The 24,441-nt window shown below is 63.4% G+C and carries 26 protein-coding genes and 1 pseudogene; 14 read left to right on the forward strand and 13 right to left on the reverse strand.

All coding sequences use genetic code 11. The annotated features are described in order from the left end of the window. Positions 1–41 precede the first annotated feature (41 nt). Both EN932_RS00430 and yihA read left to right on the forward strand, forming a co-directional pair. Complete coding sequence (locus EN932_RS00430; RefSeq protein ID WP_027161114.1) at positions 42–680, forward strand: CatB-related O-acetyltransferase; 639 nt, start codon at positions 42–44, stop codon at positions 678–680. Next, complete coding sequence (yihA, locus tag EN932_RS00435; RefSeq protein WP_024502094.1) at positions 677–1,336, forward strand: ribosome biogenesis GTP-binding protein YihA/YsxC; 660 nt, start codon at positions 677–679, stop codon at positions 1,334–1,336. Before EN932_RS00430 ends, yihA begins: the two co-directional genes overlap by 4 nt. 91 nt (positions 1,337–1,427) lie before the next feature. On the opposite strand, the gene EN932_RS00440 is transcribed toward yihA, so the two are convergent. After that, complete coding sequence (locus EN932_RS00440) at positions 1,428–2,162, reverse strand: TetR/AcrR family transcriptional regulator (RefSeq protein WP_013528496.1); 735 nt, start codon at positions 2,160–2,162, stop codon at positions 1,428–1,430. Between the two features lie 132 nt (positions 2,163–2,294). Here EN932_RS00440 and EN932_RS00445 point away from each other — a divergent pair, with 132 nt between their 5' ends. After that, the gene (locus EN932_RS00445; protein ID WP_013528495.1) at positions 2,295–3,494 is read left to right on the forward strand and encodes an HlyD family secretion protein; all 1,200 of its coding nucleotides are present in this window, start codon (positions 2,295–2,297) and stop codon (positions 3,492–3,494) included. Positions 3,495–3,516: 22 nt separating this feature from the next. Further along, positions 3,517–5,112 (forward strand): DHA2 family efflux MFS transporter permease subunit, encoded by a 1,596-nt coding sequence (locus tag EN932_RS00450; RefSeq protein WP_024502091.1) that lies wholly within the window; start codon positions 3,517–3,519, stop codon positions 5,110–5,112. Positions 5,113–5,283: 171 nt separating this feature from the next. On the opposite strand, the gene msrB is transcribed toward EN932_RS00450, so the two are convergent. The 4 genes from msrB to EN932_RS00470 all read right to left on the reverse strand — a co-directional run bounded on the left by msrB (position 5,284) and on the right by EN932_RS00470 (position 8,043). Beyond that, on the reverse strand, positions 5,284–5,787 hold the full coding sequence (gene msrB, locus EN932_RS00455; protein WP_013528493.1) for a peptide-methionine (R)-S-oxide reductase MsrB: 504 nt from the start codon (positions 5,785–5,787) through the stop codon (positions 5,284–5,286). A 212-nt stretch (positions 5,788–5,999) separates the two neighbouring features. Beyond that, positions 6,000–6,557, reverse strand: coding sequence for a fasciclin domain-containing protein (locus EN932_RS00460; RefSeq protein WP_127369973.1), 558 nt, complete (start codon positions 6,555–6,557; stop codon positions 6,000–6,002). 221 nt (positions 6,558–6,778) lie between these two features. Further along, positions 6,779–7,507, reverse strand: a complete 729-nt coding sequence (locus EN932_RS00465) for an anti-sigma factor (protein WP_013528491.1) — start codon at positions 7,505–7,507, stop codon at positions 6,779–6,781. Beyond that, positions 7,504–8,043 (reverse strand): sigma-70 family RNA polymerase sigma factor, encoded by a 540-nt coding sequence (locus tag EN932_RS00470; protein WP_013528490.1) that lies wholly within the window; start codon positions 8,041–8,043, stop codon positions 7,504–7,506. The genes EN932_RS00465 and EN932_RS00470 overlap by 4 nt, the downstream gene beginning before the upstream one ends. Before the next feature lie 152 nt (positions 8,044–8,195). On the opposite strand from EN932_RS00470, the gene EN932_RS00475 reads away from it, so the two are divergent. Continuing rightward, positions 8,196–9,695, forward strand: coding sequence for an amidase (locus tag EN932_RS00475; protein ID WP_127370182.1), 1,500 nt, complete (start codon positions 8,196–8,198; stop codon positions 9,693–9,695). A gap of 103 nt (positions 9,696–9,798) precedes the next feature. Next, positions 9,799–10,692, forward strand: a complete 894-nt coding sequence (argB, locus tag EN932_RS00480; protein ID WP_013528489.1) for an acetylglutamate kinase — start codon at positions 9,799–9,801, stop codon at positions 10,690–10,692. Between the two features lie 8 nt (positions 10,693–10,700). Here the strand turns inward: argB and bchE are convergent. Then, positions 10,701–12,267: pseudogene (bchE, locus tag EN932_RS00485) on the reverse strand (magnesium-protoporphyrin IX monomethyl ester anaerobic oxidative cyclase). Positions 12,268–12,384: 117 nt separating this feature from the next. After that, positions 12,385–12,861, reverse strand: a complete 477-nt coding sequence (locus tag EN932_RS00490) for an Lrp/AsnC family transcriptional regulator (protein ID WP_024502088.1) — start codon at positions 12,859–12,861, stop codon at positions 12,385–12,387. 136 nt (positions 12,862–12,997) lie between these two features. Between EN932_RS00490 and phhA the strand changes: the two genes are divergently transcribed. Then, positions 12,998–13,834 (forward strand): phenylalanine 4-monooxygenase, encoded by an 837-nt coding sequence (gene phhA / locus EN932_RS00495; RefSeq protein WP_013528486.1) that lies wholly within the window; start codon positions 12,998–13,000, stop codon positions 13,832–13,834. Between the two features lie 122 nt (positions 13,835–13,956). Here the strand turns inward: phhA and EN932_RS00500 are convergent, their stop codons facing one another. The 3 genes from EN932_RS00500 to EN932_RS00510 form a co-directional block, all read right to left on the reverse strand. Then, on the reverse strand, positions 13,957–15,396 hold the full coding sequence (locus tag EN932_RS00500) for a GMC family oxidoreductase (RefSeq protein ID WP_127384771.1): 1,440 nt from the start codon (positions 15,394–15,396) through the stop codon (positions 13,957–13,959). After that, positions 15,393–15,569, reverse strand: coding sequence for a hypothetical protein (locus EN932_RS00505; RefSeq protein WP_013528484.1), 177 nt, complete (start codon positions 15,567–15,569; stop codon positions 15,393–15,395). The genes EN932_RS00500 and EN932_RS00505 overlap by 4 nt, the downstream gene beginning before the upstream one ends. 194 nt (positions 15,570–15,763) lie before the next feature. After that, positions 15,764–16,525: a GGDEF domain-containing protein gene (locus EN932_RS00510; protein ID WP_013528483.1), complete on the reverse strand. Its 762-nt coding sequence runs from the start codon at positions 16,523–16,525 to the stop codon at positions 15,764–15,766. 160 nt (positions 16,526–16,685) lie between these two features. Between EN932_RS00510 and EN932_RS00515 the strand changes: the two genes are divergently transcribed. After that, a complete protein-coding gene (locus EN932_RS00515) occupies positions 16,686–17,399 on the forward strand; it encodes a pyrimidine 5'-nucleotidase (protein WP_013528482.1) in 714 nt (237 codons plus the stop codon). Between the two features lie 91 nt (positions 17,400–17,490). On the opposite strand, the gene EN932_RS00520 is transcribed toward EN932_RS00515, so the two are convergent. After that, positions 17,491–18,336, reverse strand: coding sequence for an LOG family protein (locus EN932_RS00520; RefSeq protein ID WP_013528481.1), 846 nt, complete (start codon positions 18,334–18,336; stop codon positions 17,491–17,493). Between the two features lie 142 nt (positions 18,337–18,478). Here EN932_RS00520 and dapD point away from each other — a divergent pair, with 142 nt between their 5' ends. The 4 genes from dapD (at position 18,479) to EN932_RS00540 (ending at position 20,925) form a co-directional block, all read left to right on the forward strand. Next, on the forward strand, positions 18,479–19,333 hold the full coding sequence (gene dapD / locus EN932_RS00525) for a 2,3,4,5-tetrahydropyridine-2,6-dicarboxylate N-succinyltransferase (RefSeq protein ID WP_013528480.1): 855 nt from the start codon (positions 18,479–18,481) through the stop codon (positions 19,331–19,333). Between the two features lie 72 nt (positions 19,334–19,405). Next, the gene (locus EN932_RS00530) at positions 19,406–19,768 is read left to right on the forward strand and encodes a DUF805 domain-containing protein (protein ID WP_013528479.1); all 363 of its coding nucleotides are present in this window, start codon (positions 19,406–19,408) and stop codon (positions 19,766–19,768) included. Beyond that, positions 19,761–20,138: a DUF805 domain-containing protein gene (locus EN932_RS00535; protein WP_024502086.1), complete on the forward strand. Its 378-nt coding sequence runs from the start codon at positions 19,761–19,763 to the stop codon at positions 20,136–20,138. Before EN932_RS00530 ends, EN932_RS00535 begins: the two co-directional genes overlap by 8 nt. A 13-nt stretch (positions 20,139–20,151) precedes the next feature. Then, positions 20,152–20,925 carry a hypothetical protein gene (locus EN932_RS00540; RefSeq protein ID WP_063169724.1) on the forward strand — a complete coding sequence of 258 codons (774 nt, stop codon included), beginning with the start codon at positions 20,152–20,154 and terminating at the stop codon, positions 20,923–20,925. On the opposite strand, the gene EN932_RS00545 is transcribed toward EN932_RS00540, so the two are convergent. Then, positions 20,828–21,868, reverse strand: a complete 1,041-nt coding sequence (locus EN932_RS00545; RefSeq protein ID WP_127368969.1) for a 2-dehydropantoate 2-reductase — start codon at positions 21,866–21,868, stop codon at positions 20,828–20,830. The genes EN932_RS00540 and EN932_RS00545 overlap by 98 nt on opposite strands. A gap of 127 nt (positions 21,869–21,995) precedes the next feature. Here EN932_RS00545 and dapE point away from each other — a divergent pair, with 127 nt between their 5' ends. Together dapE and EN932_RS00555 are read left to right on the forward strand one after the other, a co-directional pair. Then, positions 21,996–23,189, forward strand: coding sequence for a succinyl-diaminopimelate desuccinylase (gene dapE / locus EN932_RS00550; protein ID WP_127388244.1), 1,194 nt, complete (start codon positions 21,996–21,998; stop codon positions 23,187–23,189). 5 nt (positions 23,190–23,194) lie between these two features. After that, positions 23,195–23,830: a hypothetical protein gene (locus EN932_RS00555; protein ID WP_013528474.1), complete on the forward strand. Its 636-nt coding sequence runs from the start codon at positions 23,195–23,197 to the stop codon at positions 23,828–23,830. Here the strand turns inward: EN932_RS00555 and truA are convergent. Further along, the coding region (gene truA / locus EN932_RS00560) for a tRNA pseudouridine(38-40) synthase TruA (protein ID WP_128368674.1) at positions 23,797–24,441 on the reverse strand (645 nt) is incomplete at its 5' end. The two genes, EN932_RS00555 and truA, sit on opposite strands and share 34 nt — an antisense overlap.

A 24,441-nucleotide genomic window follows, 5' to 3' on the forward strand; every position in this document is an offset into this window, starting at 1 on the left:
TTCGGATGCACCTGGCGGCCATTTCTCTGACGGATTTCGACATGGACGGACCCAACCCAGACATCAAGCACCCGATCCCGATGCATACCCGCGTCGGCTTCCTCAAGGGACTGGTGAACGCGCCGAACATCGAGATCGGCGACTTCACCTATTATGACGACCCCGACGGGCCGGACAAATTTGCCGAGAAATGCGTCCTGCATCACTATCCGTTCATAGGCGACAAGCTGATCATCGGCAGGTTCTGCGCCATCGCCGAGGGCGCGCGCTTCATCATGAACGGCGCCAACCACGCCATGTCCGGCTTTTCGACCTATCCGTTCAATATTTTCGGCCATGGCTGGGAAAAGGGTTTTGACCCGGCGACCTGGTCGAAGGAGGTGCGCGGCGACACCATCGTCGGCAACGACGTCTGGATCGGGATGGAGGCGGTGATCCTGCCCGGGGTGGAAATCGGCCACGGCGCCATCGTCGCTGCGAAATCAGTGGTGACGCACGACGTGCCGCCCTATGCGATCGTCGCCGGCAACGCGGCCAAGGTGGTAAAGATGCGTTTCGACGACCGGACAATCAGGCGGCTACTGGCGGTGGCGTGGTGGGACTGGCCGGTAGACAAGGTCAGCCGCAACCTCGATGCTATCCGGGGTGCCAATATTTCTCTTCTGGAGGCAGCAGCTTGAACGCTCTGAACAGCAGCATAATCGGCACCGAACTGTTTACGCGAGGGTGGATCTTCATCCGCGGCGTGCCGGCGATGAAGTTCCTGCCACCGGAAGGGCCGCCGGAAATCGCCTTTGCCGGCCGCTCGAATGTCGGCAAGTCGTCGCTGATCAATGCGCTGGTCAACCAGAAGGGGCTGGCGCGCACTTCCAACACGCCGGGGCGCACGCAGGAGCTCAACTATTTCGTGCCGGATGGATTTTCGGGCGAGGGCGCCGACCTGCCGCCCTTGGCGCTGGTCGACATGCCCGGCTACGGCTACGCCACCGCGCCGAAGGAGAAGGTCGACGAGTGGACCAAGCTGGTCTTCGATTACCTCAAGGGCCGGGTCACGCTGAAACGCGTCTATGTGCTGATCGACGCCCGTCATGGCATCAAGGCCAAGGACGACGAAGTGCTGTCGCTGCTCGACAAGGCGGCGGTGTCCTACCAGATCGTGCTGACCAAGACCGACAAGATCAAGACTGCCGGCGTGCCGAGGCTGATCGAGGAGACGCTGGCAAAGATCAAGAAGCGGCCGGCGGCGTTCCCGTTCGTGCTGGCCACCTCTTCTGAAAAGGCCGAGGGCCTTCAGGAATTGCAGGCAGCCATCGTGCTTGCCGCCAATGGCGGCTAAAGCATCCGCACCTTAGAGCAATTCTAGGAAAAGTGTGAAGCGGTTTTCCGTCCAGAATTGCGTCTAAACAAAGAGTTAGAGCATGGTCTGGCTAGGGCTTGGCCTCGATAGCAATCGTCTGATGGCCTTCTTCCGCCACAAGCCTTTCGGTGCCGTAGGCCTTCAGGAACATGCTGACGCCTGACCTGACGATGTGGTCGATCTCGTCCTGGGTCGGGGCCTTGGTGCGGTAGGCGAAGATGCACTGGCGGAACAGACCGGCCAGGCACAGTTCGGTGAACTGATAGGCGGCAAGATCGACATCGTCGATGCGCAGCAGGTCGCGCTCGATGGCGGCATTGAGAAAGGCCGCGACCTTGTCGTGGCCACGCTTGGGACCGCGCTCGTAAAAACGCGCGCCCATGTCGGGGATCCGGTCTGATGCCCCGATCACCGTGCGCTGCGCTTGGACGACCTTGGCCGACGTGATCTTGAGAGCCAGCACCTTGCCGAACTTCACCAGCGTCTCGCGCAGGTTGTCGGCATTGTCCAGCACGTCATACATGTTCTTGAAGATGGTGCCGCGCTCTTCCTCGATCAGCGCCTCGAACAGCTCTTCCTTGTTGGCGAAGTAGACGTAGATCGTACCCTTGGAGACACCGGCCTCGCGGGTGATGTCGTTCATCGAGGCGGCTTCGAAGCCCTTGTCGATGAAGACACGACGGGCGCCGTCGATGATCTGGCTGCGCTTGGCCGGATCCTGCCCCGCGGCCGGGCGGCCACGACGCAAGCTTTCCAACAGGTCGTCACACGACTCGTTTTCGACATTGGGCGGGGTCTCGGCCATGAAAGTCACACCTCGAAAATAATTCGAACCAAGCGGTTCGATTGCCCTTGATATGGTCCTCTTTACGCGCTATGTCAACGGCCGGATCGAACCGAACGGTTCAGTATTATATTATAACTTTAGAGAGATGTCATGTCCTCGAACGCGCCGACCACTGCCGAAGTCCGTCCCTTCCCTAACGCCAAGGTTGCGCCGGCGACGGAAGCACCGGAAGTACCTGTCCAGCCCGTCTCGTCGCCGCCGGCAGAGGCTCCGGCCAGGAAGAAGCGTTCGGTGCGTTCCTTCCTGCTGCCGGTCATCGGTGTTGCCTTGTTGGGCGCCGGCGCCTGGTATGGGTACGACTACTGGACAACGGGCCGCTTCATGATCTCGACGGACGATGCCTATGTCCAGGCGGACATGGCGTTCATCTCGCCCAAGATTTCCGGCTATGTCGATCAGGTCAAGGTCAGCGAGAACCAGCTGGTCAAGGCCGGCGATCCGCTGCTCGTCGTCGATGACGGCGATTACAAGATTGCCGTCGCCCAGGCCGAGGCGCAGATCGCCACCTTGAGCAAGACGCTCGACCGTATCGACGCCCAGACCGACGCGGCCCGCGCCTCGCTGCAGCAGGCCCAGGCGCAGAAGGTCGCCGACCAGGCCGCGGCCGACAACGCAGCCAAGGTCGCGGCGCGCGCCTCGCAGCTGCTCAAGACCCATGTCGGCACACAGGCGCAGCTGGACGACGCCCAGACCGCGGTCCAGCAGGCCGATGCCGCCCTTGTCGGCGCCGACGCACAGATCGCCGCCGCGCAAGCCAATATCGGCGTGCTGCAGGCGCAGCGCGCGGAATCGGCGAGCACGCTGGCGTCCCTGCAGCTCAGCCATGACAAGGCGCTGCGCGATCTTTCCTTCACCGTGCTCAAGGCGCCATATGACGGCATCGTCGGCAACCGCTCGGTCGAGCAGGGCGACCTTGTCAGCCCCGGCCAGAAGCTCGCCGTCATCGTGCCGATGGACAAGCTCTACATCGTCGCCAACTTCAAGGAGACACAACTTGCCCGGCTGGTTCCCGGCGAGAAGGTCAGGATCTCGGTCGATGCGACCGACGGCCAGGACTTCGAGGGAACCGTTTCGTCGCTGGCGCCGGCTTCGGGTGCCGTGTTCTCGCTGCTGCCGCCCGAAAACGCCACCGGCAACTTCACCAAGGTCGTGCAGCGCGTTCCGGTCCGCATCGATGTGCCGGCCGATGCGCTGAAGAGCGGTAAGCTGCGCGCCGGCCTGAGCGTCGTCGTCGCCGTCGACAGCCGCACCGCCCCATCCGGGTCGGCGTCAGTGGCAGCGTCGAATTGAGCGGCGGCCGGGGAGCAATGCCATGGCAACCGCAACCCTGACAGCAGGAGCGCCGCCGGCGAGGCCGGCTGTGCCTGACACCATTTCGACGCGGCGCGTCATCGCCTTCCTGGCGATGGTGTTCGGCATGTTCATGGCCATCCTCGACATCCAGATCGTCTCCGCCTCGCTGTCGGAGATCCAGGCCGGCCTGAGCGCCAGCTCCGACGAAATTCCGTGGGTGCAGACCGCCTACCTGATCGCCGAAGTGGTGATGATCCCGCTGTCGGGCTTTCTCAGCCGGATGCTGTCGACGCGCGTGCTGTTCACCATCTCGGCGGCAGGCTTCACCGCGGCCAGTGCGCTGGCGGCGACCGCCACCAACATCGACCAGATGATCGTCTACCGCGCCGTCCAGGGCTTCATCGGCGGCGGCATGATACCGAGCGTCTTTGCCGCTGCCTTCACCATCTTCCCGCCCTCGCGCCGCGCCGTCGTCTCGCCGATGATCGGCCTCGTGGCGACGCTGGCGCCGACCATCGGCCCGACCGTCGGTGGCTATATCAGCCATGCCATGTCCTGGCATTGGCTGTTCCTGGTCAACGTCGTGCCCGGCATCCTGGTGACAACGGCGGCCTGGACGCTGATCGACTTCGACAAGCCCAACCTCAAGCTGTTCAGCAAGTTCGACTGGTGGGGCCTCGCCGGCATGGCGGCTTTCCTGGGCTGCATGGAATATGTGCTCGAGGAAGGCCCCAACAATGACTGGCTGCAGGACCAGGGCGTCTTCATCTGCGCCGTCGTCATGACCGTCGGCGCGGTGCTGTTCTTCTGGCGCGTGTTCACCGCCGAGGAGCCGATCGTCGACCTGAAGGCCTTCACCAACATCAACTTCGCCTTCGGCTCGCTGTTCTCGTTCGTCATCGGCATCGGTCTCTACGGCCTGACCTATCTCTACCCGGTGTTCCTCGGGCGCATCCGCGGCTACGATTCGATGATGATCGGCGAGGCTCTGTTCGTCAGCGGCCTGGCGATGTTCTTCACCGCGCCGATCTCGGGCATCCTGTCGAACAAGATGGACCCGCGCCTGATGATGATGATCGGCTTCTTCGGCTTCGCCACCGGCACCTGGTGGATGACGCATCTGACCGCCGACTGGGATTTCTATGAGCTGCTCATCCCGCAGATCCTGCGCGGCTGTTCGATGATGCTGTGCATGGTTCCGATCAACAACATCGCGCTCGGCACCTTGCCGCCCGAGCGGCTGAAGAACGCGTCCGGCCTGTTCAATCTCACCCGCAACCTTGGCGGTGCCGTCGGCCTTGCGCTGATCAACACCGTGCTGATCGACCGCAACGCCTTCCACTACGCAAGGCTCTCCGAGCATGTGCAATGGGGCAGTGAAGCCGCGCAGACCAAGCTGCAGAACATGACCCGCAATTTCGAGCAGACCCCCGGCCTCGACGCCACAAGCGCTGCGATCTCCAAGTTGTCTGGCATGGTCCAGCAGCAGGCGGCGCTGCTGTCCTTCATGGACGTGTTCTTCATGCTGACGGTGCTGTTTGCGACGCTTGGCCTGTTCACCATGCTGATCCGCAAGCCGGCCGCACCGGGTGGCGGCGGCGGTGGGGGGCACTGATACGGAGCAATTCCAGGAAAAGTGCGCAGCGCTTTCCCTTGGAGATTGCGACAAGACAAGGTACGTGGGCAGCGGTTTCGGGAAGCTCCTCCAGTCCACGCCCGAAAAGCTCTGACCGCGTAAAAAACTCCGGGCCGCAAGCCCGGAGTTTTTGCATTCGAGTCTATGGACTCAGGCCGTGGCCGGTTTGAAGGTCAGCGCGACGCCGTTGATGCAGTGGCGCAGGCCGGTCGGCGCCGGACCGTCGTCGAAGACATGGCCGAGATGGCCGCCGCAGCGGCGGCAATGTGCCTCGGTACGCGTCATGCCGAGCGACCTGTCCACGGTCGTGCCGATCGCCTTGGGGATCTCTTGCCAGAAGCTCGGCCATCCGGTGCCGGAATCGAATTTCGTCTCCGACGAATAGACCGGCAGGTCGCAGCCGGCACAGGCGAAAATGCCCTTGCGGTGTTCGTTGAGCAGCGGGCTGGTGCCGGGGTACTCCGTGCCTTCCTTGCGCAGCACGTCGAAGGCGGCCGGCGACAGGATGGCTTTCCACTCGGCGTCGGTCTTGACGACCTCGAAGCTCTCGGCCGCTTGTGCTGCCTGCGGATCGCCCATGCGCAGCATCGTTGCCGCGGCCCCGATCACGCCGATGGCGGCGGCACCGCTCAAAAGAAAGTCGCGACGGTTCATGACCAGTTCCTCCTGATGTCCTTTTGCCAAACTACACCACCGCGCGGAAATCAAAAGCCGGTGACGGTAGCCCCTCGAACGAACACTCCGCGCCCTCCCACATCCGAATGCAGGCGGGCGCGAAGTGCACGGGCCAATTGCGGATCACGGGAGCGGGATCGTGCAATCGACGGAGGGTCCTTGCCGTCAGTTCGCCGGCAGCAAGCCCCTTGTTACATCTTGGGCAAAAGAACCTTGTCGATGACGTGGATGACGCCATTGGACTGTTCGACATCGGCGATCGTCACATTGGCGACATTGCCGTTCTCGTCGGTGACCGTGACCTTGCCGCCGTCGGCCTTGAGCGACAATTCGCAGCCGCCGACCGTCTTGACCTTGTGGGTGCCGCCGTCAGCCTTGGCCATCGCGGCCACATCTGCTCCCATCGCCTTGGCGCCGATGACATGGCAGGTCAGGATCTTGGTGAGCTTGTCCTTGTTTTCTGGCTTGAGCAGCGTCTCGACCGTACCGGCCGGAAGGGCTGCGAAGGCTTCGTTGGTCGGCGCGAACACGGTGAACGGACCGGCGCCCTGCAGCGTCTCGACAAGGCCGCCGGCCTTCACGGCGGCGACCAGGGTGGTGTGATCCTTCGAGTTCACGGCGTTCTCGACGATGTTCTTGTTGGCATACATGGCGGCGCCGCCAACCATCGGGTTTTCGGCGTAGGCGGCGGTGGCAAGGGCCGAAACGGCGATCGTACCGGCGAGCAAAAGGGTGGCGTATCTACGCATGATGTCGAACTCCTCGGGTTTTTCTCTTCCCATTTTTGGGGACGCGAGGAGATACGGAACAAACTCGCCCGAGTTTCAGAAATATTGTGATTTTTGATTTTATCCATGGCGCCAGAGGGATTTCCCGAGCCATCGGCCGCCCGCCGACATGCTGTCTACGGGCATGTTCAGCGAAGGATAGACTTATGATAGTCTGTTGTGATTTTCAGGTGAAGAGCCGGTCAGATGCTCTTCAGGTCGCCAGCGGCAACCACCGGTCCGGTCGGCTGTCCGGTCGGCGAACCGCCCGACGGCTCGAGGCTGACGGCAAGCACCGCGCCCTGGGCAAGTTTCTGATGGGCCGCCGGCGAGACGATAATATGCGCCGTTGCACCTGCCGGAATGACGCCCATCGAGACCGGCGGGTTCTTGCCCTCGATCATCCACAGCTCGAAGTCCTTGCCGGAAGCACGCTCACCGGAGACATGCGACAGGCCGACTTCGTGATGCGCGGCGTCGTAGACGGCAAGATATTTGACGTCGCTGCCTTCGGCGGCCAGCGAAGCGACGAGTCGCGCCTGCGGCTGCTCGACCGGTGGGTTGAGAATGGGCACGGCGATGTAAATCGCCAGTGCCGCAACCGCGGCTGCGGCAAGGCCGCGCCAGAAGGCCAGGCTGGACCACAGGCCGCCGCGCACTTCGGCGGGCCTGCTCACCGCGGCAGCGGTAGCGAACAGGCGGCGGTCGACCGCGGTCTTCACCGAAACCGGCGGCTCGACTTCCCGATAGGCGGCGGCAAGCGGTGAGAGACTGACCTCCCAGTCCTCGACAAGACGGGCGAAAGCCGTATCCGCATCAATGCGGCGAGAGACGATCTGGCGTTCGTCGGCATCGAGCACGCCGAGAACGTACTCGGCGGCGAGCAGGTCGTCGCCTCCACGTTCCGGTCCTGTGTCTTCTGCCAGCGTCATCTTTCCAGGCATTCTCTGAGTTTCAACAGGCTGCGGCGCAGCCATGTACGCATCGTGTTCAGCGGCACGCCATGGCGCTCCGCCAGTTCGGCATAGCTCTCGCCCTTGAGATAGGCGCCCCGGACGGCTGCTGCCCGGTCCTTCTCCAGCTCATCGAGACAATGGTGGATACGTTCGGATTCGTCGCCCGCCACCGCCATCGCTTCAGGCCCCGGCGCCGGATCGGCCACGTCGAGCGCGGCATCGATGTCGGCGGCGGGTTTGCGCCGCGCTCTGATGCGATCGATCGCATGATTGCGCGCGATTGCCACCAGCCAGGAGATCGGGCTTAGATCGGAAACAGCAAAACGGTCGGCCTTCGTCCATATCTTGACGAAGACTTCCTGCAGCGCTTCTTCCGCGTCTCCCCGGTCGTTCAATACACGAAGACAGACGCCAAAAAGTTTCGCGCTGGTCTGCCGGTAAAGCAGATCGAACGCGGCCCGATCCTTCATCGAAGTCCGAACGATCAGCTTGGTGATGTCCTGCGGCGTCATTGCAGGCAAATTAGGCGATTGCCATGTATTTGCAACGACGGAAATAACCTTGTGCACGCCTAAGCTTTTGTGTGTCACCGGCCCGGATCCGTCGGTCGATTGCCAATGGAATTGCCACTGGCTAGCTTGCCTTCATTGGTGGGGGAGCGCGCATGTCGGTCGAACGGATCCTTTGGGAAGAAGATGCCACCGGCCTCGCCAATCTGGTCCGCAAGGGCGAGGTTTCGGCCGTCGAACTGACCGACGCCGCGATTGCCCGCGCCGAGGCCACCCGTCCCGACATCAATGCCACGGCCGAACCGCTCTACGATGCCGCCCGCGTCCGCGCCAAGACCGTCGACCCCTCGCTGCCGCTGGCTGGTGTTCCCTTCGCCATCAAGGATCTCGGCATCGCCATCAAGGGCGTGCCGACGCATGGCGGCAGCCGCATTCCGGCATGGCTGGCCGACGTCAATTCGGCGCTGACCGACCGCTATCTCGCTGCCGGACTTATCCCGATCGTCACCTCGACATCGCCGGAGCACGGGCTTCGATTGATGACCGAATCCAGGGCCTTTGGCATCACCCGCAATCCGTGGAACACCGGCCATACCAGCGGCGGCTCTTCGGGCGGTTCGGCAGCACTGGTCGCAGCCGGCGTCGTGCCGGTGGCGCATGCCTCCGATGGCGGCGGCTCGATCCGTGTGCCTGCCGCCTGCACCGGACTTGTCGGCCTGAAGACGTCGCGCGGCCGTACACCGCTGACGCCCCTGGTGAGCGAAAGCTGGTACGGCATGGTCGTCGACCATGCGCTCACCCGTTCGGTGCGCGATTGCGCGCTGCTGCTCGACCTGACCCACGGGCCCGATCCTCTGTCGCCCTATGCCGCGCCGCGGCCGAAAGGCACGTTCGCGGCTGCCGCCGCGCGCGATCCCGGCAAGCTCAGCCTGGCCGTGTACCGCAAATCGCCGCTTCGCCTGCCGATCTCGGACGAGACGCTCGAGGCGCTCGACACGGCGGTGGCGCTTGCCCGCGAGGGCGGCCACACGGTCGAGGAGATCGACTTGCCCTTTATCGGCCGCGATTTCTTCGCCGATTTCTGCAGAACGGTTGCCTCCGCCGTCGCTGGCACGATGCGGGCCGAAGCGCTGCGCGTCGGCCGTTCCGTTGCCGGCGACATCGAGCGGGCGACGCGCGTGCTCGCCCGCTTCGGCGAACTGGTGTCGGCCGGCGAGACCTATGCCGACCTGCAGCGGCTGCATGCCGCCTCACGGCGGCTGATCGCAGAGACCGCGCAGTATGACGCCGTGCTGATGCCGATCATTGCCCACCCGCCGCTTGCCTGCGGCGCAATGGATCCGAAAGGCGCCGACGACCTCATCGAGAACCTGCTCGACAAGCTTCACCTGACGCCCTTGCTGAAGCTGAAGCCGTTCTTCGGCCAGTTGATGGACAAGAGCCTCTGGTTCACCCATTGGCCGGCGATCCAGAATGTCAGCGGCCAGCCATCGATCGCCCTGCCGGTCCATGTCACCGACGCCGGCCTGCCGATCGGCGTCCAGGCTGCCGGCCGTCCGGGCGACGAGGAGACGCTTTTGTCGCTCGCCGCGCAGATGGAGAAGATCTCGGGTTGGCTGGGTCGCAGGGCGCCGCTGATGGTGCCGACACGATGACGAGGTCGTGAAGCGCTCGAATATGACAGCAAAGCCATTTGCGGGCGGCGCCAATTCCCGCTAAGACGCCGCCGTCCTTACCGATCTCCAGGGAACCAAGCCGATGACGGAAATAACCGCCACCGCCGAAATGCAGGCAGCCCTGTTGTCGCGGGCGCTGCCCTACATGCAGCGCTACGAGCACAAGACGGTCGTGGTGAAATATGGCGGCCATGCCATGGGCGACATCGAGCTCGGCAAGGCCTTCGCGCGCGACATCGCGCTGCTCAAGCAATCCGGCGTCAACCCGATCGTCGTCCACGGCGGCGGCCCGCAGATCGGCGCCATGCTGGCCAAGATGGGCATCGAATCCAAGTTCGAAGGCGGCCTGCGCGTCACCGACCAGAAGACGGTCGAGATCGTCGAAATGGTGCTGGCCGGTTCGATCAACAAGGAGATCGTCGCGCTGATCAACGCCGAGGGCGAATGGGCGATCGGCCTGTGCGGCAAGGACGGCAACATGGTGTTCGCCGAAAAGGCCCGCAAGACCATGATCGATCCGGACTCCAACATCGAGCGCGTGCTCGATCTCGGCTTCGTCGGCGAGCCGGTCGAGGTCGACCGTACCTTGCTTGATCTTCTGGCACGCTCCGAAATGATCCCGGTGCTGGCGCCGGTGGCGCCGGGACGCGATGGCCACACCTACAACATCAACGCCGACACCTTCGCCGGCGCCATTGCCGGCGCCTGCCAGGCGACGCGCCTGCTGTTCCTCACCGACGTGCCGGGTGTGCTCGACAAGAACAAGAAGCTGATCGACGAACTGACCGTGGCCGAGGCCAAGGCGCTGATCAAGGACGGCACGGTCTCGGGCGGCATGATCCCCAAGGTCGAGACCTGCATCGAAGCGATCGAGCGCGGCGTCGAAGGCGTCGTCATCCTCAACGGCAAGACCCCGCATGCGGTGCTGCTGGAACTGTTCACCGAACATGGCGCCGGCACGCTGATCGTGCCCTGAGGGGCTCGTCAGCCGGCTAACTTTCTCGCCTCGGAATCTTCAATATTGTCGATGGTGGGAATGGCGGGCTTTCGGGCCGGGCGTCGAACGGACATCGATTCCTCCTCGGCGTCCTGCGGCGCGCCCCAGAATTCGGCCAGCGTCGGGCCGTCTTTCACCCTGATGTCGCGGACCAGAAAGCCCCAGACCTCGCGGAACCACACGCGGCGGCCCATCTGTGTGTACCAGCGCATCGAATGGCGCTGCTCGGGATCCTTGTGGAACAGGATGCGGGCCAGCGCCTTCGGCCGTGATTGCACCGCTAGCTCGATCAGCTTGACGCTGAAGAACAGCATCCACGGCCTCAGCCGCGTCATCTGCAGCACCTGGTGCTTGTAGTCCCACAGGCGCGCATCCTGCTGGATCACCTTGCGATCCCGCGCGATGCGGAAGAACGGCGTCCAGCGATGCGGCGTCACATAAAGCGCCTGGATCTGGTCGGGGTCGTAGGCGATGAGTTGGCGAAAGCCGCGCCAGGTCGCGAAACCCTTCGTCCTCGAAGCCGGACACCCAGGTCGCCATAGACAGGATGCCGCTGAGACGCAGCAGCCTTATCGCCTCGCGATCGGATGAGGTGCTGCCGCCCTTGCGGATCAATTGAAGCGTCTGCTCGTCGGTGTTTTCCATGCCGAGCAGCCAGCGGATGACACCGGCCTTGCGGTAGAGATGCAGGATGTCGGCATCGCGCACTATGTCGTCGGCACGGGTCGAACCGACGATCAGCACCGGCACGTTCTCGGCGATCAGGGCATCGAGGAAGGCCCGCCAGGCTTTCTTCGAGACCGTCGGATTCTCGTCGGCGAGATTGATGAGCTCGACGCCATGTTGGCGATGCAGCCATGCGATCTCCCTGGCGAATTTCACCGGATCGCGATGCCGCCAGCGGGTCCAGAAGCCGCGCTGGCCGCAATAGTTGCACAGATGCGGACAGCCGCGCGAAAACTGCATGACCACGGCCCGCTTGCCGCCCCAGTAGCTGTAACTGGTATGGTCGATCAGTTCCCAGCCGACGCGGTAGGCGTCGAGGTCGGCAATGGTCATGGCCGCCTGTGTGGCGAAGGGGCGGCTGAGATCGTCGCGATAGGCGATGCCGGCCACGCTCGCCGGCGGCTGGCGCATTTCCAGCCCTTCGACCAGCGCCACCACCGTCGCTTCGCCCTCGCCGCGCACGATGAAGTCGAAGGCATCGGTAGCGGCCAGGATGTCGCGCCAATGATAGGTCGGGAAAACGCCGCCATAGATGATGATGGTCGCCGGCTCGCGCTCCTTGATCATGCGCGCGATCGCCAAGGCGGTCGGGTGCGCCGAGGTCGAGCCGGAATGGCCGATCAGGACGAAGTCGGGGTGGTCCTCCAGTGCGCTGCGCACGACGTCATCGAGCGGCATCGGCCCGAACTCGGCGTCGACGAGGCGCACCTGATGGCCGGCATCGATCAGCGGCCCGCCGATCGCCAGCAGGCCGAGCGGCGGCAGGTGATCGTCGGGCACGCGGCTGCCGATGGCGGTGTGCGGCGGATTGATCAGGACGATTTTCATGGCGGACCTCCTGGGCAGTTGGTCCGCACAAGCTGGCCGGCGATGTGGACACGCGCTTGGCCCGTTTCAGCAGTTTGCGTGCAGCTTTTCCTCAAGGAGTGCGAAGGGCAGGCATTGTCATCGCCTGAGATGCCCGAGCGGCACATGGCCCGGGCCCTTGATGTTCTGCAGCACCAACTGCGTGTGGACGTCGCGCACGCCGTCGAGCCGCATCAGCCGGTGCATGACGAAAGCGTTGAGCTCGTCGACCGACGGCACCATGACATGCAGCAGAAAGTCATGGTCGCCGGTCATCGTCCAGCACGAGGAAACCTCGTCCATGCGCTGCACGGCGGCGATGAAGCTTTCGGGCGAGCCGTCGCTGTGGCTGACGAGGCGCACCTGGATGAACACCTCGACCATCAGCCCGACAGCGCGGCGGCTGATCACGGCGGCAAATCCCTTGATGATGCCGGCCTCCTGCAGCGCCTCGAAGCGCCGCGCGCATGGTGTCGTCGACAGGCCGATCTCTTGCGCCAGCTCTGAAACCGGTTTGCGCCCGTCGCGCTGCAGGACATCGAGCATCTTGATCTCGAAATCATCGAATCGAGGCATTTTCACTCCTTCCTGGGAATTTCTGAGTGAATATTATCCCGATTTCCGAATTCGAACCATCATCAAAACCGATTCGCCTCCGCAAATCCGCTTAACGTTCAGCACGTCAGCGATTTGCTTTGCGAGGAGAAAAACCATGACGACGATGAGCGTTGCCGAATACGCCCGCGACTGCGCGGCGCAAGGATTGCGCGGCGACTACTCGGTCTGCCGTGCTGATTTCACCGTGTCGCAGGGTTACGATTACAGCGATGAAGAGCAGGCGGTGTGGCGCACGCTGTGCGACCGCCAGACCAGACTGACGCGCAAGCTCGCCCACCATTCCTACCTCGACGGCGTCGAAAAACTCGGCCTGCTCGACCGTATTCCCGACTTCGACGAGGTCAGCGCCAAGCTGCGCAAACTGACCGGTTGGGAGATCGTCGCGGTGCCGGGGCTCATTCCCGCGGCTCCGTTTTTCGACCATCTCGCCGATCGCCGCTTCCCGGTCACCAACTGGCTGCGGACCAGGCAGGAGCTCGACTACATTGTCGAGCCCGACATGTTCCATGATTTCTTCGGCCATGTGCCGGCGCTGTCGCAACCGGTGTTCGCCGATTTCATGCAGATGTATGGCGAGAAGGCCGGCGACATCATCGCGCTGGGTGGCGACGAGATGATTTCCCGGCTCTACTGGTACACGGCCGAATATGGCCTGATGCAGGAGGCCGGCCAGCCGCTGAAGGCCTTTGGCGCCGGCCTTATGTCGTCGTTTACCGAGCTGCAGTTCGCGGTCGAAGGCAAGGACGCCCACCACGTGCCCTTCGACCTGGAAACGGTGATGCGCACCGGCTACGAGATCGACAAGTTCCAGCGCGCCTATTTCGTGCTGCCGTCCTTCGACGCCTTGCGCGATGCCTTCCAGACCGCCGATTTCGCGGCAATCGTCGCCCGGCGCAAGGACCAGCCGGCGCTCGACCCGGCGACGCTCTAGAGCAATTCCAGGAAAAGTGTGAAACGGTTTTCCGTCCGGAATTGCGTCAAACAAAGAGTTAGAGCGGATCGCCGTTCCGTGAAACGGTGAACTGCCCTAGGCAGCATGCTGCCCTGCAGCCGTCAGGCGGTGACCACCTTGCTGAGATGGTCGCCCAGCCGGCAGGCCAGCGCGGTGATCGTCGTCGTCGGGTTGCATTGACCCGACGTGCAGAACACCGAGGAGCCGCCGACATAGAGATTGTCCATGCCGTGCACCTTGCAGTTGGCGTCGACCACGCTCTTGCTGATGTCGGTGCCCATGCGCGTGCCGCCCATATGGTGATGGCCCGCCGTCTCGTCGTTGGTCGGATAGTCCTGACCATTGCTGATCCAGTCGGCAATGCGCACGCGGCCGAGATTCTTCTCGATCAGCGTTGCGCCGAACAGTCTGAGCCCTTCGAGAAGGGTGCGATGTTCCAGTTCGGATTTCTTCCAGTGCAGTTCGATGCGCGGCACGCCGGCATGGTCGACATCGGTCTTCGACAACTCGATCTGGTTGGAGGCCAGCGGCGCCTGTTCCCAGGCGACGTAGAGCTGGGCCGCGCAGCGCAGTCTCTGACTGAGCTGGTAGGACATCCATTCCGCCATGCTGGGCGCCGTGCAGGCGAGGTCGGCGATAAGGCTCTTGACCCCGGGATACGGCGTCTCGATCAGCCGGATGCCGAAATTCATGATCTGCAGCCGCTCCATGGCGGCGAGTGTCGGCGAGAAGAAGGCCTCGTTGACGGCGTCGACCTCGAACGCGTTATAGTCGGCCAGGATGGCGTTGCCACCCTCGAAGGTCGGATGCTCCATCCAGTAGCGGCCAAGCGCAGTTGCATTCGGCACGACGCCGCCGTTCGAGCGCTGGTTGGACCACAGAAGCAGCCGCGAATTCTCCAGCCCACCGGTGCAGACGATGAAATAGTCAGCGCTGAAGGAGCCGGCATCCTGCCCGTTTGACCACAGCCTGGCGCCAGTCACGCGTCTGCCGTCGCCGGCAAGTTCGGTGGCACAAGTGTTGAGCACCACCGCGATGTTCGTGGCCTTGTCGAGTTCATCGCCGAACTTTTCGGCGAAGCGCACGGCCGGGCTCTTGATCAGCTGCACCCAGCGAATATCGTCCGAGATCGGCATATCGGGCCGGAGGGCCGGAAGGTCGAGAATATCGCGCACTTCCGGCAGATAGGGTTCGATGTCGGTGCGGGCGATCGGCCAGCCCGTATCGGGTACCCAGGCCTTCGGCTCGAAATCCTGCTTGTCGAGCACGCGGCACCAGCCTGCCCAGTGGTTGGAACTGCCCCCCATGAACCGCAGCCGGGTGATGTCGAGATCGAAATAGAAATCCCCGACCGTGCTGCCCCGGTAAAAGTCCTGCGAGTCGTCGCTGAATTCGCGCGGACCGGCCTCCATCACCACCACCGGAATGCCGGCCGCGCCAAGCTTGCGGGCAATGGTCATGCCGGCCGGACCGGAGCCGAGGATGCAGACCTTCGGGGTGAAGTTCGCAGCGCGATACGCCTCGTAGCTGTCGAAGATCATGCCAGGTCGCTCCGCTTCAGGATCCAGCCACCGACCTCGACGATCTCGTTCGGGTCGGGCTTTGGACCGGCGGCATCGGCATCAGGCAGCTTGCGGAACAAAGACAGGGCAGGCAATGCGATCAACGCCTGCACGAGCGCGCGGCGTGACATTTTCTTGATGATGAAACTCATGGCTGGTCTCTCGGCTGGGCTTCGGCACTGCATGGCGTTCCCAGAACGGCAATTCCCGGAACGACACATGCATCACCGTGGAAGCCAGTATCGTGCCAAGTCTGGCCGCAAAGCAGTGAAAACCCGGCTAAGCGGTACAACCGAGTGCAAACAAGGTTAGAGTTTTCTTAACAGGCCGGTTGCGGCAGATCGGATCACGCCGCCTCGGAAATGCCGGTGTCGATGATCGTCAGGTTACGGCCCTGGTGCTTGGCCTGGTAGAGGCGTCGGTCGGCGGCGCGCATCAACTCCGACACGCTGGCTTCCTCGCCGCAGACAGTACCGCCGATGCTGACCGTGAGCGGAATGGTCCGCTCGTCGACGGGCCGGAAGCGGATCAGCTCGACTTCGCGGCGAATGCGCTCGGCGACGCGCTTGGCCTCCTGCTCGGTGGCGCCAACCAGAAAGGCGCCAAATTCCTCGCCGCCGATGCGGCCGAGCACATCGCCGCTGCGCACGCCGCGCTGAATCGCGCTGGCGATCAAAAGCAGCGCGTCATCGCCGGTCAGGTGGCCGAAATTGTCGTTGATGGTCTTGAAGTGGTCGGCATCGATGATCAGCAGCGCGCCGCGATCGGACTTGCGGCGCGAACCGTCGAGCGCCGCAAAGAAGCTTTCCCGGTTGAGCATGCCGGTCATGTCGTCGCGGCTCGCCTTTTCCGCCAGGCGGCGATGCGCGGCGGCGAGCTGGGCATGGGCTCGGGCGAGATCGCGATGCGCGTTTTTCAGCCTGTCGCTTTGCCAGAAAGTGCTTGCGCTGGCGGCCCACGCCAGCACCAGCGGACAGAGCGTGGAGGTCAGCCAGATCGTCCGGTTGACCGGAAATCCCATGGCCGGAACGATGATCAGGGTCAGCAGGAGAGAGGCCGCGACTGAGGCGAAAGCAACGGCGGCGGATCTCAGAATTATGCTGTTCATCGCTTGCTCCCACAAGACTGCCTCTCTGCCAGCAAGCCCTGAAGGCCACCTTTCCCAGATGCCTAAAATTTGAATCGTGAGACGATTTACGCAACCTCAACGAGCAGAAGTTGTGGATAAAGTCGCTTTCGGAATGCGCGTTTCATGCCATAAGGAGCCCATGACCACGCTCCCTGACCCCGCCCGCTTCGCCCATGTCACCGACTGGGTCTTCGATCTCGACAACACGCTCTATCCGCACCATTCGAATCTGTTCTCGCAGATCGACGTCAAGATGACCGCCTATGTCGGCGAACTGTTGGCATTGCCGCGCGACGATGCGCGCAAGTTGCAGAAGGAGCTCTACCGCGAATATGGCACGACGCTGAACGGCCTGATGACACGCCACGGCATCGACCCCGACGATTTCCTCGAGAAGGTCCACGACATCGACTATTCATGGCTGGTGCCCGATCCCGTTCTCGGCACCGCCATCCGCCAGCTTCCGGGCCGCAAGTTCATCTTCACCAACGGCGACCGCAGGCACGCCGAGCGCACCGCGCGCCAGCTCGGCATCCTCGACCATTTCGACGACATCTTCGACATCGTCGCTGCGGGGCTCAATCCCAAGCCGGCGCGCCAGACCTACGAGAAGTTCGCCGAACTCCACGCCGTCACCGGCCACAATGCGGTGATGTTCGAGGATCTTGCCCGTAACCTTTCGGTGCCGAAGTCGCTCGGCATGACCACGGTGCTGATCGTGCCGCGCAATTTCGAGCCGACCTTTTCCGAGATATGGGAGCGCGACCCGGCCAATGAGGATGATGTCGATTTCGTCACCGACGATCTGGCGGGGTTTCTGACGGCGATTGTGGAGAGGGGGGAGGGGAAATGAAGAAATGATGAAATGACGAATTGGGGATCGATCCGAACGCAGAGCCACAATCCCTTCATTCTTCAATTCTTCAATTCCCCGATCCGCAGCCCTACTCTCCTAACTTATAGAACCGGCTGATAATCCCCCACGCCTCATCCGCGGTGTCGACGAAGTCGATGATGTCCTGATCACCGGGGCTGATCGTGCCCTGCTCGGCGAGGAAATCGAGATCGATCGCCCGCTTCCAGAAGGATTTGCCGAACAGGATCACCGGCACGCGCTCCATGCGCCCTGTCTGGATCAGGGTCAGCGTCTCGAAGAATTCGTCCATCGTGCCGAAGCCGCCCGGAAACACCGCGACCGCCTTGGCGCGCATGACGAAATGCATCTTGCGGATAGCGAAATAATGGAAGTTGAAGCAGAGCTCCGGCGTCACATAGATGTTCGGCGCCTGCTCGTGCGGCAAGACGATGTTGAGGCCTATCGACGGCGCGCCGACATCGTCGGCGCCGCGGTTTCCCGCTTCCATCACGCCAGGCCCGCCGCCGGTCACCACGACATATTCGCGGTAATAGGAGGTAGCCGATTGCTGCGAGCAGAGGCGGGCGAATTTGCGCGCTTCCTCGTAGTATTTGCTGTTCTCTTCGAGGTTCTTCTTCTGCGTCTCGTTCTTGGCCGCCCAGGCCTCGCCGCCGGGTTCCGGCAGGCGCGCACCGCCGAACAGGATCACCGTCGAGCGGATGCCGCGTTCGGCTAGGATCATTTCCGGTTTCAGGAGTTCGAGTTGCAGCCTGACCGCGCGCAACTCGCGCCGCGTCATGAAGTCGGGATCGTTCCAGGCGAGCCGGTAGGTTTCGGCACGCGTCTGCGGCGTGTCAGGTACGCTCTTCGACCGCTCCAGATCCTCGTCCGAATGCGGCAGCGGCGTCCACCCCGCCTTTTCCATAGGAGTCATAACTACCCGTCCAATTCCCTTAACTGCGCCGTCCCGTGACGCACACGCGATTGACCCCCATTAAGCCTTAACATAGGGTCCGCGCGACTTTCAAAACAGGTTAAGGCTCAGCCCCTTAACAGCTTGGTAATGGAGCGAATTCATGTCGAAGCCCGATCTGGCGAGCCTCGAAAAGACCATCGAGAAGGCCTTCGAGGAACGCGATGCGATTTCGACTGCGACGCGCGGCGAAACGCGCGATGCCATCCAGTCGGCGCTTGACCTGCTCGACCGCGGCGCCGTCCGCGTCGCCGAGCGGCAGGCCGACGGCAAGTGGCATGTCAACCAGTGGCTGAAGAAGGCCGTGCTTTTGTCCTTCCGGCTCAACCCGATGGAGATCATCAAGGGTGGTCCCGGCGAAGCGACGTGGTGGGACAAGGTGCCGTCGAAGTTCGATGGCTGGGGCGCTGTTGATTTCGAAAAGGAGGGCTTTCGCGCCGTGCCGGGGTCGATCGTGCGTCGCTCGGCCTATATCGCGCCGGGCGCCGTGCTGATGCCGTCCTTCGTCAATGTCGGCGCCTATGTCGATACAGGCACCATGATCGACACCTGGGTCGGGGTAGGCTCCTGTGCCCAGATCGGCAAGAACGTGCATCTTTCCGGCGGCGTCGGCATCGGCGGCGTGTTGGAGCCGATGCAGGCAGGTCCGACCATCATCGAGGACAATTGCTTCATCGGCGCGCGCTCGGAAGTGGTCGAGGGCTGCATCGTGCGCGAAGGCTCGGTGCTCGGCATGGGCGTCTTCATCGGCCAGTCGACCAAGATCGTCGACCGCGCCACCGGCGAGATTTTCTACGGCGAAGTGCCGCCGAATTCCGTCGTCGTCGCCGGAGCGATGCCGGGCAAGCCCTTTCCGAACGGCGAGCCGGGTCCGAGCCTCTACTGCGCCGTCATCGTCAAGCGCGTCGACGCCAAAACCAGGTCCAAGACCTCGATCAACGAATTGCTGCGCGATTGATCTTTGCGCAAAGCGGGCGCACCTTCCGCCGGCGCGACAATCGGTCGCGCGGGTTCATCATGGAGGGGTGACATGGACTGGAAGTATCTGCTCACAAGTTTTGACGGTCGCATCAACCGTGGCAAGTTCTGGGCCGCGATTGGCGTTTTCATCGTCATTGGCATCGTTGCCTTTATTCTCGATGCGATCCTCGGTACACGCATCACCACGGCCAGTGGCGCCCAGATCGGCATCATCGGCATTCTCATCGCTCTGGCCTCGATCTATTTCGCACTCGCAGTCTACGCCAAGCGCTGGCATGATCGCGGCAAGTCGGGCTGGTGGAGCCTGATCATGCTGGTGCCATTGATCGGCCCGATCTGGTTTCTGGTGGAATGCGGCATTCTCGAAGGCGCCAGGGGCGCCAATCAATATGGACCGGACCCGCTTGCCTGACAGATCAGATCTCACCTGGCTTTTCTTCAAAACCTCGGGCCGCGTCAGTCGCGCGGCCTATTTTCTTGGCGGGTTGCTCGTCGCCATCATCCAGGCCTTCCCGCTCTACCGCTTCACGCTGGTGCCGGAAGGTTCGGCCGAGAGCAACATGTGGTCGTTCATCTTCTTCGTCGCCTTCATCGCCTCGCTGTGGTCGAACATTGCCCTGGCGGTCAAGCGGCTGCACGATTTGGACAAGCCGGGCATTGCGGCGCTGATCTTGTTCGTGCCGGTGGTCTCGATCGTGGCCTTCCTTGTGTTGTGCCTGTTTCCGGGGCAGCCTGGACCCAACCGCTACGGCCGGCGCACCAACGAGCCAGCACAACCCTGAGGTTCGATCGGACATGCGCTACCGTACGCTTGATCCGAAACTGATCATCGAGACCGCAGAACGGCTGGAGACGCGCGTTGCGGAGCGTTTCCCCGATGCCGGCCTGCGCGGCGTTGCCGCCGAACTGGTCTCGCTGTCGCGCGACCTGGCACAGGGCGCCAAGGCCCTGGAAGCGCCGATCTGGTGGCTGCGCGGCCTCATCGTCGCCGCTGTCGTTGCCGGCGCACTGATGTTCATCTTCGTCGGCACCGTCCTGCCATTCGACCGCATTTCCAAACCGGGTGATGCCGTCCAGTCGGTGCAAGGCATCGAAGCTTCGCTCAACATGTTCATCCTCGCCATTGTCGGATTTCTCGCCTTGATCCGCTCTGAGGAGCGCATCAAGCGCAAGCAGGTCTTTCGCCAGCTGCATGGCCTGCGCTCGCTGATCCACGTCATCGACATGCACCAGCTGACCAAGGATCCGGCGGCGCTGTCGGCCGATTTCAAGCCGACGTCGCATTCGCCCGCCCGCATCACCAATGCCGCCGACCTGGCGCGTTACCTCGACTATTGCTCCGAAATGCTGTCGATCACCGGCAAGATCGCCGCATTGTTCGCGCAGTCGGTCAATGACGACGTGGTCATCGACGGCGTCAACGACATCGAGAACCTGGCGTCCAACCTGTCGCGGAAAATCTGGCAGAAGATCACGTTGATCGACGGCCGGCCGGTGCAACAATCTGCTCCGGCGCCAGGCCCGGCGAGCCAAGCCGCTCCGCTTCCGCCGCGCGCACCAAGGCGATGATCCGCTGAACCGTCGGCACGGGCGTGCCGGCCTTCCCCGCCAGCCGCAAGATGGCACCTTGCAAATCGTCGATCTCCGTCGGCCGGCCGCGCTGAAGATCGTCCCACATCGACGAGCGCGCCTGCGGGTCGATCGCCAGCATGCGCCGCGCCAAGAGCCTGAACAGCCAGTCCGGCAGCCTGAGCACTTTCGGCAGCAGCGCCGGCCGCAGGCCGGCGATCCGCGCCGGCTCGATGCCGGACGCTTTCAGTGCCGTCAGCGCCTCGTCGATCTGGCCGGCCAGGATCAGCCGCCAGCGTCGGTCGGCCAGTTCGGTTGCCAGCGGCAGGCCGGAAAGCGCCACCAGCGCGTTGTTCAGATTCATCAGCAGCTTACCCCACAGCACCGCCTTCATGTCGCCATGCGCTTCAACCGCAAACCCTTCGACGCCAAGCAGGCCGACCAGGCCGGCATCGCCATCCTCGACCATCACCTTGCCGTCGCTGGCGCGGTGCACGCGCAGCGGCAGCTCGCCGTCCGGCGACTGCACCACATTGAACGGCACCATGCCGGCCAGCACCGTTCGCCGGCCAAGTCCGGCACGCAGCCTGTCGGCATTGTCGACACCGTTCTGCAGGCTGATCACCACGGCGTCGGGCCGGGCATGAGCTTTGATAAGATCCGCCATGTCCTGAGTGGCGCCGCTCTTGACCGTGACCAGGATCACGTCCGCCTGCGGCAGGGTGGCGGCCGGATCGGTGGTGACGGCAAGCGCCTCCGGCTTGATCGAGCGATCGCGGCCCTGGAGGTCGCTGACCCGCAATCCACCCTGCCGCAACGCTGCCTCGATGCGCGGCCGGGCCAGCAGAATGACCTTTCGGCCGGCCAGCGCCAGGCAGCCGCCGGCATAGCAGCCGATGCTGCCGGCACCGGCTATGACGATCCGTTTGTCCTTGTCTGCCATCCTGTCGCCCGCGCCGGGTCGCAACTATACGACATGAAAACCATAATATCGGCGGTATCGCCAGCCATGAGGCTGGCCCCTATGTCTGGCCGTGACAGGCCCTGCGCTTTCGACTATCGCTTTTGCCATGACGCTGCCGACCGATCCTGCCGAAAACCTCGCCGCCCTTATCCGTTGCGCTTCGGTGACGCCCGCTGAGGGCGGTGCGCTGACCGCGCTGGAGACGATGCTCAAACCGCTCGGCTTCCTGGTCGATCGGCCGGTGTTTTCCGAAGACGGCACGCCCGATATCGAAAACCTCTATGCAAGGCGTTCCGGCAATGGCCCGCATCTGATGTTCGCCGGCCACACCGACGTGGTGCCGGTCGGCGACGAAGCCGCCTGGACGCATCCGCCCTTCGCCGCCGAGATCGCCAATGGCGAGATGTATGGCCGCGGCGCCGTCGACATGAAGGGCGGCATCGCCTGTTTCATCGCCGCCGTGGCGCGCCATGTCGAGGCCAATGGCGGTCCGAAAGGCTCGGTCTCGCTGCTGATCACCGGCGACGAGGAAGGCCCCGCGATCAACGGCACGGTCAAGCTGCTCGAATGGGCGGCTTCCAGGGGCGAGAAATGGGATGCCTCTGTCGTCGGCGAGCCGACCAACCCGGATGCGCTGGGCGACATGATCAAGATCGGCCGCCGCGGCTCGATGTCCGGCGCCGTCACCGTCAATGGCCGCCAGGGCCATGTCGCCTATCCCTTGCTTGCCGACAATCCGGTGCGCGGGCTGATGAGCCTGGTCGATGCCTTGCTGCATCCGGTTTTCGACAAGGGAACCAGGGATTTCCAGCCGACCAATCTGGAAATCACCTCCATCGATGTGGGCAACCCGGCCACCAATGTCATCCCGGCCAAAGCGACCGCGACCTTCAACATCCGCTTCAACGACACCTGGACGGACGAGACCCTGCAGGCCGAAATCCACAACCGGCTCGACCAGGCGGCCAGGCGCAAGAAGTACCGGCAGGGCAAGAAGATGCCGGTCGACTACGAGCTCGTCTGGCGCGACCGGCCGAGCCATGTCTTCCTGACCCGTGACGACAGGCTGATCGAAATGCTGCGCGGCTCGATCAAGTCGGCGGTCGGCAAGGAGCCGACGCTGTCGACCTCCGGTGGAACCTCCGACGCGCGTTTCATCAAGGACTATTGCCCGGTGGTCGAGTTCGGGCTGGTCGGCAAGACCATGCACATGGTCGACGAGCGCGTCGCCATTGCCGACCTCGAGACGCTGACGCAAATCTACCAGCGCTTCATAGAAGACTGGTTCGGACAGGGCTGAACAGCATGCTTTCGGCGGACGAAACCCAAGCTTCGCTGACGGGCGCCTGGCGATTGATGCTCGGCAGAGCCGACGGCCTGCGCCTGCTCGACCTGTCGGCCGACGGCTTCTGGAATTCCTTCTTCGCCATTGTCGTTGCAGCACCGGCGCTGATCGTCGGCTGGGTCGGCATCGCCAACGAAATCGGCGATCCCGACGCCTTCGCGGGGCGCTTCAGCATGCTGGTGCGCCTGGCGACGGTCGACATCGGCTCCTGGGTGCTGCCGCTGGTTGCGCTCGCTTTCATCGCGCCGCGCGCCGGCATAGGCGGCCGCTTCGTCCACTACGTCGTTGCCAGCAACTGGGCTTCGGCCATCACCGCCTGGCTGATGCTGCCTTCGGCGCTGATCCGGCTTTTCCTGTCGTCCGCAAGCCAGGTTTCGAGCCTTGTGTCGCTGTTCCTCTTTGCCCTTTCTATGGTGCTGACCTGGCGCATGACAAATGCCACGATGGGCAGGGGCGCAGCGGTCGGCACGGCCGTTTTCGTCGGCATGTTCATTGCGTCGCTGCTGGTGCTGTTCGGCCTGCAGACGTTGCTCGGCATCACCGTCCCGGACGATGTCGGAGTTCAGAGCCTTTCCGGGCTCGTCTCGACCGGATAATCGACACCGGTGAGAAACAGCCCGTCGGGCGGCGCCACCTGGCCGCAGGCGGCGCGGTCGCGCGCCTCGAGCGCTGTTTTCAGGTCGGCCGCGCTCCAGCCGCCGTCGCCGACACGCTTGAGCGAGCCGACCATCGAACGCACCTGGTTGTGCAGGAACGAGCGCGCCGAAGCCCTGACCTCGATCATGTCGCCTTGTCGGCTCACATCGAGCCGTTCCAGCGTCCTGATCGGGCTGTTGGCCTGGCACTGGGTCGAGCGGAAGGTGGTAAAGTCATGCCGTCCGAGCAGGACCTTTGCCGCTTCGTGCATGGCGCCGGCGTCGAGCCGCTTCGGCACCCACCACACCTTGCCCTTGTCGAGCGCGGCCGGCGCGCGGCGGTTCAGGATGCGGTAGAGATAGTGGCGGCCAATGGCCGAGAAGCGGGCGTCGAAACTGTCGGAGACCACCGTCGCTTTCAGGATGGCGATGCGCGCCCCGGTCGCCTGCAGATGGGCGTTGACGGCATCGCGCACCTTGTCGCTCGGCCACGCCTTGACGAGGTCGACATGCGCCACCTGCGCGGTCGCATGCACGCCGGCATCGGTGCGGCCGGCGGCGCGCAGCCTGAT

The sequence above is a fragment of the Mesorhizobium sp. M7A.F.Ca.US.002.01.1.1 genome, assembly GCF_004022955.1.
Lineage (GTDB): Bacteria > Pseudomonadota > Alphaproteobacteria > Rhizobiales > Rhizobiaceae > Mesorhizobium > Mesorhizobium ciceri.